Genomic DNA, 13761 nt, shown 5'->3' with positions numbered 1-13761 from the left:
AGGGGCTAGGAGGGCGTGAGGACCCTTTATGGGGAGCTCCTGGGCTTTCAGGGGTTCCAGCCAACCAGGATAGGCGGATAGTACGGCCTCGCCCTGGGGAAACCGGCCTAGCCGGGATTTGATGGCTATTTCCCATAGGGAAGCCGCGCTTACCAGGCGGGTGTTCTGCGGGTCTCCTGGCGTGAGGGGAAAGGCGCTCTAGTTCTATCAAAGCGTAGAGAGGACCTCCCGCCAAAGGCCGAAGGCCTCCCTTAGGGTTGTTTCCGGAAGGGGCTTCACCGTGAGGTTCCCCAGGCCCAGGGGCACCACCCAGTGGAGGCTTTCGGAAACCTTCTTTTTGTCCCTGAGGAGGTAGGGAAGGAGGTCCTCCCAGGAAACCCGGGGGAGGGGAGGAGGAGAAAGCCACCTCAGGAGGCGGAGGACCAGGGGGGTGAGGTCCTCCCCTCCCAGGAGTTTGCCGAGAAGGGCAGCGTAGAGGAGGCCGTAGGCCACCGCTGCCCCGTGGGGCAGGGCGTGGTGGGTGTAGGCCTCCAGGGCGTGCCCCAGGGTGTGGCCCAGGTTTAATAGCCTCCTTTCCCCCTTTTCCGTGGGGTCCTGCTCGGTGATCCTCACCTTCACCGCCACCGCCTGGGCCAGATAGGCCTCGAGGCGGGGGCTTTCCGGCGTGAGGTCCTCCACCTCCAAAAGCCCTTCCTCCCCGGAGATGATCCCGTGCTTGAAGGCTTCCACCAGGCCCTCTTTGAAGGTGAAGGGGGGGAGGGTTTTGAGGGCCTCAAGCTCCGCATACACCCCTTGGGGAAAGTGGAAGGCTCCCACCAGGTTTTTCCCCTCAGGAAGGTTGATGCCGGTCTTACCCCCCACGCTGGCGTCCACCACGCTTAGGGTGGTGGTGGGGAAGGAGAGGTAGGGGATTCCCCGGAGGTAGGTGGCGGCCACAAACCCCCCCAGGTCGGTGAGGGTCCCTCCCCCCACCACCAGCAAGGTGGTGTTCCGGGGTAGGCCCTTTTCCGCCAGGAAGGAGAGGACCCGGCCGTAGACGGCCAGGGTCTTGGCTCCCTCGCCCCCTTCCAGACCTAGCTGGTGTTGAACCCCGAGGCGTTCTGCCAGCTTCAGGGCAAAGCCTTCCACCCGCCGGTCGTAAAGAAGGGCCGAAGGACCTTCGGGGGTCCGGACCTCCTCGAGCACGCCTTCCCCAATCAGTATGGGGTAGGAAACAGGGTTACGGACGATGAGCCTTCGCATAGCTCCAAAGCTTCTCCACGATCTCCTCCACCACCTCCTCCACCTTCCGGTTGTCGGTGGAAACGTGCACGTGGGCCTCCCGGTAGATGGGGGTGCGGGCCTCGAGGAGGGTCCTTATCCTTTCCAGGGGGTTTTCCCCTTGCAAAAGGGGCCTTTCCCCGGGCTTGCGCAGGGTGCGCTCCAGGATGGTTTCCGGGCTGGCCCAGAGGGCCACCACCGGGCCTCTGGCCAAAAGCTTCCTGCGGTTTTCCGGATCCACGAAGGTACCCCCGCCCAAGGAGAGAACCAGGTACTCCTTGCCGAGAAGCTCCTGCACCGCCTCTCTCTCCATCTGCCGGAAGGCCTCTTCCCCCAGGTGGCGGAAGATATCGGGGATGGATAGCCCCGTGCGCCTTTCTATGTAGCGGTCCAGGTCGATGAAGTGGAGCATGAGGGTGCGGGCCAGCTCCCTACCGATGCGGCTTTTCCCCGCCCCCATGAAACCGGTGAGGCTGATGAAGGTGGCGGGGCGGGGAATCTCCAGGCGGGTCATGGAGCCATCCTACGCCTTTAGTAGGTTAGGACCCGAGCCTTGTACCGCTCCACCCGTTCCTGTATCTCCTCCATGGTGTCCCCGCCGAACTTCTCCAGGTAAGCCTGGGCCAGGACGATGGCGGATAGGGCGCAGAGGATCACGCTGGCCGCGGGCACGGCGGTGACGTCGGAGCGTTCCCTGGCGGCATCGGCGGGCTGGTGGGTCACCACGTCCACGGTGGGGAGGGGTTTCATCAGGGTGGCGATGGGCTTTAAGGCAGCCCTGAGGATGAGTTCCTCCCCGGTGGTCATGCCTCCCTCGAGGCCCCCCGCCCGGTTGGTGGTGCGGTAGAACCCCTTCTCCGGGCTCCAGTAGATGGGATCGTGAACCTCCGAGCCCCGCTTCATGGCGTTTTCAAAGGCGGGGCCGATTTCCATCCCCTTCACCGCGGGAATGGAAAGGGCCATCTGGGCCAGACGGCCATCCAGCTTGCGGTCCCACTGCACGTGGCTTCCCAGGCCCGGCACCAGGCCCCGGAAGCGGGCCTCGATCACCCCACCCAGGGTGTCCCCTTCCGCCTTGGCCTGGTCTATGCGGCGGATAACCTCGGCCTCGGCCTCGGGATCGGTCATGCGCAAGGGGCTTTCCTCTATGCGGGGTACCAGGTCCCAGGAGAAGGGAACCTGGGCCCACACCCCCGCCATACCCGGCACGTACCCAGTTCCCTCAACTCCAAGAAGGCTCAGGAACTTCAAGGCCACCGCTCCCACCGCCACCCGCATGGCGGTCTCCCGGGCGCTGGCCCTTTCCAGCACGTCTCTTAGGTCCTTGTGGCCGTACTTGATGCCCCCAGAAAGGTCGGCGTGGCCGGGGCGGGCGGCGGTGAGGGCCTTCTTGCGGGGCTCGTTCCCCGGGGCGGGGTCCATGATCTCCACCCAGTTCCGGTAGTCGGCGTTTCGGATGGCCAGGGCCACCGGGGCTCCCGTGGTGCGCCCGGCCCGAACTCCGGCCCGGAACTCCACCCGGTCGGTTTCTATGACCATGCGCCTTCCCCGGCCATAGCCCTTCTGACGCCGTTCCAACCAGGGGTTGATGTCCTCCTCGGTGAGGGGGATGCCGGCGGGCAGGCCCTCAATGATGGTGAGAAGCTCAGGGCCATGGGACTCGCCTGCGGTCAGGAACCTCATGGGCCCATTGTAGGGCAAGCGACCTGGGATGGACCCAAGCCAGGGGATCAGCAAAGCCCAGCTTTGCAGGCTTGCCTCCCCTGGCTGGGAGGGGTAAAGGAGCTTAGCGGCTTGCGGTTTACTTCAAGATGTCGGCGGTGATGACTACCAGAAGCTCCCGGTCGGTAGTTTCCTGGCTCCTTTGCTTGAAGAGTTCCCCAATCAGGGGGATATCCATGAGAAGGGGCACGCCCTGTTGCACCTGGGTGTTTTCCTGGGAGGTGAGACCCCCGAGGACCACGGTCTGCCCGTCCCGCACCCTTAAGGTGGTGGTTACCACCTGCTTGGTGAACCGGTCCACATCCCCGTCCACGGGGTTGCGCTGGACATTCCCGGAAACCTCCGCCTTGATGTTGAGGAGGATCTGCCCGTCGGCGGTGATCTGCGGGGTGACCTCCACGATGATGCCGATGTCAAAGGGTACCCGCTCCACCCGGTCATCCACCACCCGGCGGATGAGGAAGGTCTCCCCGGATTGCAGGCGGGCGGTCTGGTTGTTGAGCACAGTTTGGTTCACATCCCTAAGGGCTCGGGAAAGACCCTGGCGCTGGAGGGCCTCGAGGGTGGCGATGATGTTCAGGGCAGCCAGGCTCCGGGTGCTGTCAAAGATAAGGGAAAGCCCTGTGTCCAGGATGCTGGCCGCCACATTTCCCCCGGCAATGGTGTTCCACTTGAGACCCAGGTTTCGGCTGAAGTTGGACTGCACCTCTTGGATGCGCACCCTCAGGTTCACCTGGGGCACCGCCTGGTCCAGCTTGGGGATGAGGCCCTCCACCAGGGCTAGGTCCTCCTGTGTGCCCGTGACGATCAGGGTATTGGTGCGCTCGTCCGCCACCACCGTGGCCTGGCGTGTGGGGGCTTGGGGCTGGGCCTGGCTCTGGGGAACCTGGGCCTGCCGGGCTTGCAAGGCCTCCTGGAGCACCTTGGCTAGCTCGGTGGCCTTGGCGTTGGAGAGCTGGTAGGAACGCTGGAAGACAGGTGGCCCCTGCTCGGGAGCCCGGTCGATCTGGGCCAGGAGGTTCTCCACTTCAGAAAGTTGTTTCTCCGTTCCCCGCACGGAGAGGACCGGTTGCCCGGGCACCGTCTGCACCACAATCCCTGGCACCTCCCGAGCCAGGAAGGGAGCTACCTTTTCAGCATCGGCGAAGCGCAAGGGGTAGAGCCTCCGCACCGTGGCCTCCTGGGTGGGCGGGGCCACCTGGGGAGGCACATCGGCGGCCTTGAGGATCTCGGCGAAGAAGGCCTGGTCGGCTTCGGTAGCCTCCAGAAGAAGGGCTTTGGGGTTACCCGGGACACCTTCCAGGCGGGCCCCTTTCAACTCCCTTTCCAGGACGGGCTTAAGCCTTTCCTGGGCTTCCTGGAAGGTGAGGTTCTGCAAGGCGTAGACCCGGCGCACCACGGGAGTGGGCTTGGGTACATCGGCCACCTTCAGGAGTTCGGCGATGCGGGCGTGGTCCTCCTCGGTGGCGGTGATGAGGGCCCGTTTGGGGTCGGTGGGTACCACGGCCACCTGGGCGTTCGGGACCTGTGTTTGCAGGAAGGAAAGGATCTCCGGGAAGGTGGAATGGGTCAGGACATAGGTGCGCTCTACCCGAGGCTTGGGCAGGGTGAGGGCGGGCAAGGGGCGGAAGTCAATCCCTGCCCGCTGCAGGATGTCCGAGAAGCGAGTATGCTGTTCGGGAGTGGCTAGAACGGAGAGAAGGGCTCTGAGTTTGCCCCCTTCCTCCACCACAATCCAGTTCACGCTAAGGCCCGCTGCTTCCCGGGAAAGGAAGGGCAGGAGATCGTTTTGCACCCAGGCCTTGGCCCCATCTATGTTCACCACGGTGCGGGCCTGGCCCTGGGCGTCGGTTTCCGTGCGCCGATAGGCGATCTCGGGGATGGCCACCAGGTAGGGCTTCCGCTCCATGGCCCCGGTGCGGCTTGGAGCGTCCACCAAGGCGGTGATCACCTGGGTGGGGGCCACCACCACCACGTCGGGAGGCAGGAAGAGGTAGTCCAGGTTGAACTGGGTGCCGTAGGTGGCGAAGAGGAGGTCCCAGACTTCCCGGAAGGGTTTGCCCTGGAAGTCCAACTTGATGTTGGGTAAGGGGGGCTGGGCCTTGGCTGGATCGCCGGAGGCATCGTAGGCCCGGTAGATAAGGGGCTGAAGGCCCACGCTCCGGGCTAGGGCTTCCAGGACCACATCCAGAGGCAGGGTGAGCCCGGCCCGCACCTGGCTTTCGGATACCTTCAGGTCCACCTTGGCGTCAAAGCGGGGTTCCTGGGGAAGGCTTCCCGCCCATGCCCCGGCACCCAGGGCCAAAAGGGTGGGGATCAGAAGTTTCATAAGGGCTTTTCTCACTGGCCACCTCCTGCTTGCATGCTGTCTAGGACAATCTCAAGGCTTTCATCCTTCAAGGCCAACACCACGCGGTCGCTTTCTATGCGGCGAAGCACCGCCTCGCTACCCGGAAGAAGGCTACCCACGGGTAGCACCAAGTAACCCTCCTTGCTTTCCAGGATAGCCACGCTCACCGGACCCAGAAGGGTGCCGGTTAGCTTGAGACCCCTTTCCTCCACCAGGGTCTGCAAGGGGGTTTTGGGAGGCGGAGGGGGTTCCGCCTTCTCCCCCTCTTTTTTCTGAACCGGCAACGGGGTTTCCACAAGCCCGGACGGGGGAGTGAGGACGGGTGGGGTTCCACCCAGCTCGGTCTTAGGGGCCTCCGCCTGCAATACCGTGGCCAGCACCTTGGGAGCGGGCAGGGCTCCTTGGCTTCCCGGGAGAGGCCGGGGTGAAGCTTGAACGCTTGGGGTGGGCAAGGGTGTTCCCTGGGTTACCCGGACAGGGGCCCCTGTGGGTACGGGGGTGGGCCTAGGTGCCGGGGCAGGGGAGGGCACGGGGGGAGAAGGTGGAGCTTCCACCACCAGGGGCACAAAGGGGTTTGGAAGCGGGGCCTCTTGTTGCGTTTTGGGGATGGGCAAGGCTGTGGTCAAGACGGGCTCGCCTGCTTTAGGGGCTTTCTGGGAAGGAGAAGCCTCGGGGCTAGGCTTCACCGCTTGGTCTTGGGGGGCAGTTTCGGCAAGGGGCGGGATGGGTGGGGCTTCTATGGCCTTGGGAGCCTCCGCTCCCTGGCTGGGCACCTGAGGTTGGCCGGGGGTGGGTTGCACCTCCATGGGCGCCTGGGTGGGCAGGTAGAAACCCACATACCAAAGCGCCACGGCGCTCACCAGGAGAAGGCCCGCCAGGAGGAGCTTGGTGGACTGGGGTAGGTTGCGCCAAGCCGTGGCCAGGCGCGCTAGAAGGGCTTTCACCGACCACCTCCTTGGCCTGTTTGCGGCGATGGGGTTGCTTGCGTCTTTGTGGTTCCTTCAGACTGGCCTAGGTCTTTGGCCAGAACGTAGAGGGTGAGGGTCAGGCTGGTGTTGAGGCTTGGGTTAACCTCCTGACCCTGGACGCTCAGGTTCAGCCCGGAGATGGAGCTGAAGCGGGAAAGCCCTTCCAGACGCTGTAGGTAGGCGTAGGTTTCGGGGAAGGGGGCCTCGAGGGAAAGGGCCAGGGAAAGCGCCCGCACCTCCGGCACCGGGGCCGAGGTGGGGGAGCGGGTGAAGGAACGCACCGTGACCCCGCTCCTTAGGGCTTCGGTCAGGATCTCGTTCAGAACCTGGGAAAGCCGTTCCTCCTTGGGAAGCGCCCTCAGAAAGGCTTGGCGCTCGGCTTGTAGCTCAGCGATGGTGGCCCGGAGTTCTGGAAGGGCGCGCTGGGCTTGCCTTCCTTTATCCCGTTCGGGAATAAGGGCGTTGATCTCCTGGCGCACGCTTTCCGTTTCCTGGCGTATGGGGACGATGAGGAGGAAGTACCAGAGGAGGGCCACCACCAAGGTGAGGGCGATGGCGATCAGGGCCCATTCCCGCTGTCCAAGTCTAGCGAGCACTTTCCCCACCTCCCACCAGGCCCACCCGGGCGCTGAAGGTATAAAGCCCCCGGTTCGGGTCCAGGGAAGCCCCCTGGAACTCTATGCCGAATCGGGGTGAGGTTTCAAAAGCCCGCACGAAGTTCACCAGGGCGTTTTGGTTCAGGGCTTCCCCCTGCACGGTGAACTCCACCTGCACCTTCTTGCCATCATAGGTCCCGGCTTGAGCCATCCGGTTAGCCTCGTCCTCGGGAATGGCCCGGGTACCCACGGAGCGCAGGGCCACGGGGAGGCGTCCGCCTTGCTGGGGGATTTGCCGGATAAAGGCCGCCAGGTACTCGGACCAGGGGACGAAGTTCTTCTTAAGGCCTTCCCGGATGGCGAGGAGGGCCTCGAGGGCCTTCCTCTCCTGCACCAGGCGGTTTTGTTCGGCAATAAAGGGTTTTAGGGCCTCTACCTCAGCTTTCAGGGCATCCCTTTCCTGCTTGGCCAGGGTAAGTTCGGTGTAGGCGGTGTAGTGGAGAAAGCCCAAAAAGGAAAGGGTCAGCAGGGCAAAGGCCCCCGCCGCCAGGCGCCACCAACCCGGTTCAATGCGGCGGCGCAGGTTTTTGGGGAGAAGGTTAAGCCTAATCAAGGGGCATCACCCCCCGTAAGGCCAGGCCCACGGGCACCAGAAACTCCGGTCCCATCTCCTTGATCTTGTCCAGGTCAAAGCGCCTGGGATCCACCTGGATGCCCTGCCAGGGGTCGGGGACGGTGAAGTTGACCCCCAGGGTATCGGTAAGCAGGGTGGACAGGCCCCTAAGCCGGCTTCCCCCGCCGTAGAGGTACCCTACCTTCGGCTGTATGTCACCCAGTTGCACGCGGAAAAACTCCAGGCTCCGACGGATCTCCTGAGTGAGTTCCACCAGGATGGGCCGGATGGCATCGTAGATTTTGGCGGGGCTGTACCGCTCCCTCTCGGCGTCAAAGTCCAGAAGAAGCTCCTCGTCCTCGGTGGGGATGGCGGCGAGGCCGTAGGTGCGCTTCACCTCCTCGGCGGTGAGGAAGTCCAGGCCAAAGCTTTTCCCGATGGCTTCGGTGAAGTCCTTGCCGGAGAGGGTGAGGATCCGCACCGCCAAGGGACGGTCTCCCTTAAGGAGAACCAGGCTGGTGCTTTCTGCCCCGATTTCTACGGCCACGGAAACCCCTTCCGGGTCGCTGCTGAGCTGGGCTTCCAGGGGATAAAGCCCGGCAAAGGGCTTCACATCCAAGATGATGGGGGTCAGACCTGCTCCCCGCAGGGCTTCCAGCAAGGAGGCCACTGCTTCCTGCCGGGCGGCCCCCACCATGACCTCCACCTGCTCCCCATCGGCTACCTCGGCCAGGGGATCCAGGGGGGCGAAGTCCAGGACCACCTCGTCAATGGGGAAGGGGATGTACCGCTCCGCTTCCCAGCGAACCGCCTCCTCCATCTCCTTGAGGGGCATCTTGGGCACCTGAAGGGTGCGCAGGATCACGCTGGGATTGGGCACGGCAGTCACCACGTAGCGCTTTTTGGTCCGGGCTTCAGCGAGAAGTTCCTTAAGTTCCTGGGCCAGGGCCTGGGGTTCGGCGATCACCCCTTCCACCAGCATTCCTGGGGGAGTGGGCCGGGTGGCCAGGGCTCTGAGGGCGGGGGGATTTCCGGAGAGCTCCACCAGCTTTAGGTTGGCGGCGCCGATCTCCAGGCCCAGCGCCTCCACGCGGGGTTTGAATAGCTTGCTAAAACCCGAAAACACGTTGCCTCCTTAACACGGGGCGGTGTAGCTGCTATACGCCATAGGCTAAGCTACACGCAGCATACACGTTTTATCGTGGATTGGGAAGAATGCCTTAGGAGTGCACTTGATTGTTGCACGCCTGCAAAAGCGCAGATCCCCTCGAGGACCTCCCCTCGAGGGGCGCTCAGGTGAAGGCCTTAAAGGGCCTTTAGCGTTTCCACCACTGCCTTGGTAAAGGTTTCCGTGGTGGCGGTTCCCCCCAGGTCCGGGGTGCGGGGGCCCTTTTCCAGCACCAGGTCCACGGCCTTTTCCACCCTTTTGGCGGCTTCCTTCTCGCCCAGGTAGTCCAGCATCATGGCCGCGGAGAGGATGGCGGCGGTGGGATTGGCGATGCCCTTGCCGGCGATGTCGGGGGCGGAACCGTGCACGGGCTCAAAGACCGCCGCAGTATCCCCGATGTTGGCGGAAGGCGCAAGGCCCAGGCCCCCCACCAAGCCAGCAGTGAGGTCGGAGAGGATGTCCCCCAGGAGGTTGGTGGTGACGATCACGTCAAAGCGCTCGGGGCGCATGACCAGCTGCATGGCGCAGTTGTCCACGATGATGTCCTGCACGTTCACCAAGGGGTAGTCCTTGGCCACCTCCCGCACCGTATCCAGGAAAAGCCCCTGGGTCACGGGGAGCACGTTGGCCTTGTGGGCGATGTGCAGGGTTTTGCGGGGGCGGCTTTCCGCAATCTTCAAGGCCACGCGGCCGATGCGTTCGCTGGCCTTCTTGGAGATCACCGCATCGGCGATGGCCACATCCAGGTAGCGGCGTTCCTGCTCCACGTAAAGCCCCTCGGTGTTCTCCCGCACGATGATGAGGTCCACTCCGCTCCGGCTTCCCGGCACGGGGCGGCTTTTGGCAGGGCGCACGTTGGCGTAGAGGTCCAGCCTGCGCCTGAGGTAGCGGATGGCCCCGAAGAAGCCCGGCACCTTTCTTGTGGGGCTGGTGGCAGCCCCGAAGAGGGTGGCCTGGCAGGAAAGGATTTTCTCCACGGTTTCCTCGGGCACGGAAACCCCTCTTCGCTCAAAGGTTTCCCAGCCCGCTTCGGCCTCCACGAACTCCAGGGGAAGCCCGGTGGCCTCCAAGACCTTCCTGGCCGCAGGGATCACCTCGTGGCCGATCCCGTCGCCCTCAATCAAGCAGATGCGATACGCCATATTGCCTCCGGACTTAGGGGTAAGCCCCCTCCTTGGGAATATACACTACACCGGGCCTAGATGGTGCCGGCCTCAAATGCGAAGGGCAAGTAGAAGAAAGACCAGCAGGAGAAAGGCCAGCACCCTAAGGGCTGCCTGGCGCCTGGGAAGCCGCCTTCCCCCTGCCCTCAAGGCTCCTTCCACCACCACCCCGGCGATTCCCGCCAGGATGAAGAGGTCCCCCAGGCTCGCCGCCTTGCGCAAGGGGGGAAGAGGAATAACGTCCCCCAGGAAGGGAAGGCGGGTGGATTCGTCTAGGAGGGTATGCACGGCATCGCCCTTGTTCCTTAAAAGTTCCTCCCAGCCTTCTATGCCTGCCCTCCTCAGGGTTTCCAGGCTCACGGGCATGTGGCCCCCGTTGGCGAAGATGACTAAAGTGTTGAGGAAAAGGCCCAGAAGGACCAGGTAGAGGCTTTTCAGGTGCCGGTTCCGGTAAAGCCCGTACCCCACCAGGAGGAGGACCAACACCTTGGCTAGAGGGCCTGCCCACTCGGGTCGGAACAGGCCCCGGTAGGTGCCATAGGCCAGGCCCCCTTCCACCAGGGCGGCCAGGAGAAAGGCCCAGGCCGCCTTGAGCTCTATCCCTCCGAGGTCCTTGAGCCGGGCTCCCAGGGCGAGGGCGAGGCCGAATCCGAAGAGTGCGGCGAAGAGGTAGAGGCTGATACCGATCCCTCCTTTGCTGCCAGGTAGGCCTGGCGGTCGCGCCAGATAGGGTTCTCTTTCCAAAGTTCGGTGAAAGCCTCCACCAGCCTAGGGTCAAACTGGTGGCCGGAGAGCTCCTGGATCTCCCTTAGGGCCTCCTCGGGGGTCTTGGCTTCCCGGTAGGGGCGGGGTGCGGTCATGGCCTCGTAGGCGTCGGCCAGGCCCACGATGCGGGCCTCCTCGGGGATCTCGTGCCCGGCGAGCCCCCTGGGGTAGCCCCGGCCGTCCCAGCGCTCGTGGTGGTAGAGGAGGACGTTGTAGACGAGCGGGTCAAAGGCCACCTTCCGGGCCGGGGAGAGGAGCTCGGCCCCTTTGGTGGTGTGGCTTTGGATGAGGCCGTACTCCGCCGGGGTTAGGTTTCCCGGCTTGAGGAGGAGGGGCTCGGGGATGGCGATCTTGCCGATGTCGTGGAGCCGGGCGGCCCGGTAGATGTCCTGGGCCTTGGCCTCATCCTTGTAGAGGGCCCGCGCCAGGTCGCGGGCGATATCGGCTACGCGCTCGGAGTGCAAGCGGGTTTCCGGTTCCTTGGCCTCAAAAGCGTGCATGAGGACTTCCAGGGTGGCGTCAAAAGCTTGCTCCAAGCGCACCTTCTCGTCCCAGTAGAAGCGGCTGTAGTAGAGGGGAATCAGGAAGAAGAGGACCGTCCACCCTCCCCAGCCGCCCAACAATGGGGTCTCGTAGGCCCGGGCCAGGAGGAGGGCTAGGGCGGAGAGGAGGAAGTAGCTGACCGTAAGCCAGCCGAAGTTTTTTCTCCATACCTCCCTCAGGGGGGTACCGTTGGCCAGATGGATGGCGAGGGAAACCAAGCTGGTGTTGACCAAGAGAAGCGTCATTGCCGCTAGGCCAATACCCACGCCGGTGCTTAGGTCCAAGGTCCTCAGTAGGAGGGAGTTAGCCTGGAAAAACTGCCAGACCAGGGCCGCGGCCAAGGTGGCGAGGGGGAACCTTCCGGGTTTGAGGGGGAATGCCCTTAAAAAAACAGGGAAGCCGGAGGGCCAAAGCCCCCACAGCCTACCCAATGCACCTGCTTGAATACACCCCGAAAATTCACCGGCAATACCCTAAAATGAATTCCTTCAGCGCCGAAAATTCTCTATCCGAATACCCACCCGGAATCTAAAGGGTTTTCCTGCAGGTTCCCACCTCCTTCAGGGATAGTGAAGTAAAGAGGGCAGCCCGGGGTGGGGTAAAAGAAGAAAGCCGTCCTCCAGGTGAGGACGGCTTGCGTTGCCCGCTGGTGCCGAGGGGCGGAATCGAACCGCCGACACTGCGATTTTCAGTCGCATGCTCTACCAACTGAGCTACCTCGGCCTGGCGGCCCCGACGGGACTCGAACCCGCGATCTCCCACGTGACAGGCGGGTGTGTTAACCAACTACACCACGGGGCCTTGGGTTGTTGCCGGGTCGGGGGCGTCCGACCGGGCACTTAGGATGATAGCCGGGGGAAAGGGCGGTGTCAAGCTTAAGCTGGAGCGAGGTCTTCGCCTACCACAGGACCCGGAAGGGCATAGGGAAGCGTAGCCTCTTGGTGGACCGGGGGGAGTCGGGGTACAGGAACCTCTTTCTGGCAGATGGCCGCATCCTCTACCAGGGGGAGGGCAAGCGGGGAAACCAGGAGCCCGTTGGGGGAAATCTTTGCCTGCTTTTGGCCCAGAAAAGAGGCACCCCGCTTAGGGTCTTCCTCCGGGAGCGGCCCGGTCTCTGGCGGGACCTGGGGTGCTACCGGGTGGAAGGTCACCGGTACAGCCTTCTCCCTGAGGAGGGTCGGTGGGTGTACTGGTTTACCCTTGCCCCTTGTGGATGCGAAGAAGGCCTTTAAGGGTTAGGTCCTCGTCCACCACGTCAAAGGAAGGGCAGAGATCCCTTAGGGTTTCCGCAAAGCCCCCGGTGGCGATCACCAGGGCTTCTCCGGCTTCCTCCTTGAAGCGGCGCACCATGCCCTCCACCAAGGCGGCATAGCCCAGGACCAGGCCCGAGCGCAGGGCGTCCAGGGTGTTCTTGCCCACCACCTGGGTGGGAGGGACCAGGTCTATGCGGGGGAGCTTGGCGGTCCTGGCCGCCAGGGCGTCGGCGGCGGTCTGGGGGCCGATGGTGATGGCCCCGCCCAGGTAGCGGTTGGGGGCCTCTACCAGGTCAAAGGTGGTGGCGGTGCCGAAGTCCACCACGATGTAGCGGCCCGTGGGGCTTTCGTAGCCCAAAGCGCCCACGGCGTTCACCAGGCGGTCGGTGCCAGCTTCCTTGGGGTTGTCTATGCACACCTCGAGCCCTGTGGCCCCGGCATCCACCACCTGGGCTTTGATGCTGAAGAGCTTCTCTATGGCTTCCTTCATCTCCCTCTCCACGGGGGGCACCACGCTGGAGAGGAGGGCGGCATTGGGAGGGGGGAGGTTTTCCAGGGCGAAGAGATTTCTTAGCATTACCCGGTACTCGCTTTCCATGCGCATCCGATCGGTGTGGATACGGAAGTGGGCGACGAGCTCCTCCCCGGAGAAGACCCCAAGGGCGGTGGAGGTGTTGCCGATGTCTATGGCCAGGAGCATGGCGCTTAGCCTTGGGTCTCTTGGCCTTCTTCCCAGGGCTCCAGCACCACCTTGACGGTGATCTCGGCGTTGAGGCTGGCGGAAACGGAGCAGTACTTGGTGTGGGAAAGGTGGGCGGCGCGCTCGAGGGCCTCCAGGGTCACGTTGGGCCCTGAGGCGATGTGGGTCACGGTGATGTGGGTGTAGCGCCTGGGGTGGGTTTCCGCCCGGATACCCTCCACCTCCACCCGGTAGCGGGCCAGGGGTTGCTTTTTCTTTTTCATGATGTCCACCACGTCGTAGGCGGTGCAGGCCCCTAGGGCCATGAGGAGGAGCTCCATGGGACGGGGGCCGGTGGCGGGCTGGTCTCCGTCGATCATCACCTTGTCCCCTTGCTCGTTCATTCCCAGGAAGCGGTGGCCTACCAGATGGTGGATCACGACCTTCTTCGTCATGAGCCGGATTTTATCACAGGGCTTTACCCAAAACTCCTTCCTCGCCCTCCCTTAGCCTGCTTCAAGAGTTCTTGGGTGACTTCATAGTTGAGCAGGCGAACCAGGCCCCTCAGGAGCAGGTACGGACCATCCCTCTCGCTGGGCAGCCCCAGCTTGCCCCCGAGCTGCAAAAGAAACCCCTTGAACGGATCCCCCAACCGCTCAACTTCCCAAAGGAACACCGCCA

Annotated in this window: 15 protein-coding genes and 2 tRNA genes; 1 reads left to right on the top strand and 16 read right to left on the bottom strand. The window is 63.7% G+C overall.

Features of this window, described 5'->3' with window-relative positions:
• Nucleotides 1-207: 207 nt before the first annotated feature.
• The 13 genes from F604_RS0105705 to F604_RS0105645 all read right to left on the bottom strand — a co-directional run bounded on the left by F604_RS0105705 (nt 208) and on the right by F604_RS0105645 (nt 11949).
• The gene (locus F604_RS0105705) at nt 208-1242 is read right to left on the bottom strand and encodes a 3-dehydroquinate synthase (protein ID WP_019550803.1); all 1035 of its coding nucleotides are present in this window, start codon (nt 1240-1242) and stop codon (nt 208-210) included.
• Nucleotides 1220-1774 carry a shikimate kinase gene (locus F604_RS0105700; protein WP_015717940.1) on the bottom strand — a complete coding sequence of 185 codons (555 nt, stop codon included), beginning with the start codon at nt 1772-1774 and terminating at the stop codon, nt 1220-1222. The genes F604_RS0105705 and F604_RS0105700 overlap by 23 nt, the downstream gene beginning before the upstream one ends.
• Nucleotides 1775-1791: 17 nt before the next feature.
• Entirely contained in the window at nt 1792-2943 is a 1152-nt protein-coding gene (gene aroC / locus F604_RS0105695; RefSeq protein WP_019550802.1) for a chorismate synthase, read from the bottom strand.
• A gap of 118 nt (nt 2944-3061) precedes the next feature.
• Complete coding sequence (locus F604_RS0105690) at nt 3062-5311, bottom strand: secretin N-terminal domain-containing protein (RefSeq protein WP_155984155.1); 2250 nt, start codon at nt 5309-5311, stop codon at nt 3062-3064.
• Between the two features lie 11 nt (nt 5312-5322).
• Nucleotides 5323-6276 carry a hypothetical protein gene (locus tag F604_RS0105685; RefSeq protein WP_026329000.1) on the bottom strand — a complete coding sequence of 318 codons (954 nt, stop codon included), beginning with the start codon at nt 6274-6276 and terminating at the stop codon, nt 5323-5325.
• Nucleotides 6273-6896 carry a type IV pilus inner membrane component PilO gene (locus F604_RS0105680; protein WP_019550801.1) on the bottom strand — a complete coding sequence of 208 codons (624 nt, stop codon included), beginning with the start codon at nt 6894-6896 and terminating at the stop codon, nt 6273-6275. Before F604_RS0105680 ends, F604_RS0105685 begins: the two co-directional genes overlap by 4 nt.
• On the bottom strand, nt 6886-7509 hold the full coding sequence (locus F604_RS0105675) for a competence protein (RefSeq protein ID WP_019550800.1): 624 nt from the start codon (nt 7507-7509) through the stop codon (nt 6886-6888). Before F604_RS0105675 ends, F604_RS0105680 begins: the two co-directional genes overlap by 11 nt.
• Nucleotides 7502-8635: a type IV pilus assembly protein PilM gene (gene pilM, locus F604_RS0105670; RefSeq protein ID WP_019550799.1), complete on the bottom strand. Its 1134-nt coding sequence runs from the start codon at nt 8633-8635 to the stop codon at nt 7502-7504. The genes F604_RS0105675 and pilM overlap by 8 nt, the downstream gene beginning before the upstream one ends.
• Before the next feature lie 179 nt (nt 8636-8814).
• Nucleotides 8815-9819 (bottom strand): homoisocitrate dehydrogenase, encoded by a 1005-nt coding sequence (locus F604_RS0105665; RefSeq protein ID WP_019550798.1) that lies wholly within the window; start codon nt 9817-9819, stop codon nt 8815-8817.
• Between the two features lie 72 nt (nt 9820-9891).
• Nucleotides 9892-10401 carry a DUF5317 domain-containing protein gene (locus tag F604_RS0105660; RefSeq protein WP_038031272.1) on the bottom strand — a complete coding sequence of 170 codons (510 nt, stop codon included), beginning with the start codon at nt 10399-10401 and terminating at the stop codon, nt 9892-9894.
• 35 nt (nt 10402-10436) lie between these two features.
• Nucleotides 10437-11579 carry an HD-GYP domain-containing protein gene (locus tag F604_RS11950; RefSeq protein ID WP_019550796.1) on the bottom strand — a complete coding sequence of 381 codons (1143 nt, stop codon included), beginning with the start codon at nt 11577-11579 and terminating at the stop codon, nt 10437-10439.
• A gap of 216 nt (nt 11580-11795) precedes the next feature.
• Nucleotides 11796-11871, bottom strand: a tRNA-Phe gene (locus F604_RS0105650).
• 1 nt (nt 11872) lies between these two features.
• Nucleotides 11873-11949 (bottom strand) — tRNA-Asp (locus F604_RS0105645).
• Between the two features lie 65 nt (nt 11950-12014).
• Between F604_RS0105645 and F604_RS13235 the strand changes: the two genes are divergently transcribed.
• Nucleotides 12015-12380, top strand: coding sequence for an SRA domain-containing endonuclease (locus F604_RS13235; protein ID WP_019550795.1), 366 nt, complete (start codon nt 12015-12017; stop codon nt 12378-12380).
• On the opposite strand, the gene F604_RS0105635 is transcribed toward F604_RS13235, so the two are convergent.
• The 3 genes from F604_RS0105635 to F604_RS13105 form a co-directional block, all read right to left on the bottom strand.
• Nucleotides 12343-13101 carry a type III pantothenate kinase gene (locus F604_RS0105635; protein ID WP_019550794.1) on the bottom strand — a complete coding sequence of 253 codons (759 nt, stop codon included), beginning with the start codon at nt 13099-13101 and terminating at the stop codon, nt 12343-12345. The genes F604_RS13235 and F604_RS0105635 overlap by 38 nt on opposite strands.
• A gap of 5 nt (nt 13102-13106) precedes the next feature.
• Entirely contained in the window at nt 13107-13535 is a 429-nt protein-coding gene (locus tag F604_RS0105630; RefSeq protein ID WP_026328999.1) for an OsmC family protein, read from the bottom strand.
• 23 nt (nt 13536-13558) lie between these two features.
• A partial coding sequence (locus tag F604_RS13105) for a hypothetical protein (protein WP_019550792.1) occupies nt 13559-13761 on the bottom strand: 203 nt, incomplete at its 5' end.

The sequence above is a fragment of the Thermus scotoductus DSM 8553 genome, assembly GCF_000381045.1.
GTDB lineage: Bacteria > Deinococcota > Deinococci > Deinococcales > Thermaceae > Thermus > Thermus scotoductus.
This window is presented reverse-complemented; position numbering and strand designations above follow the sequence as displayed.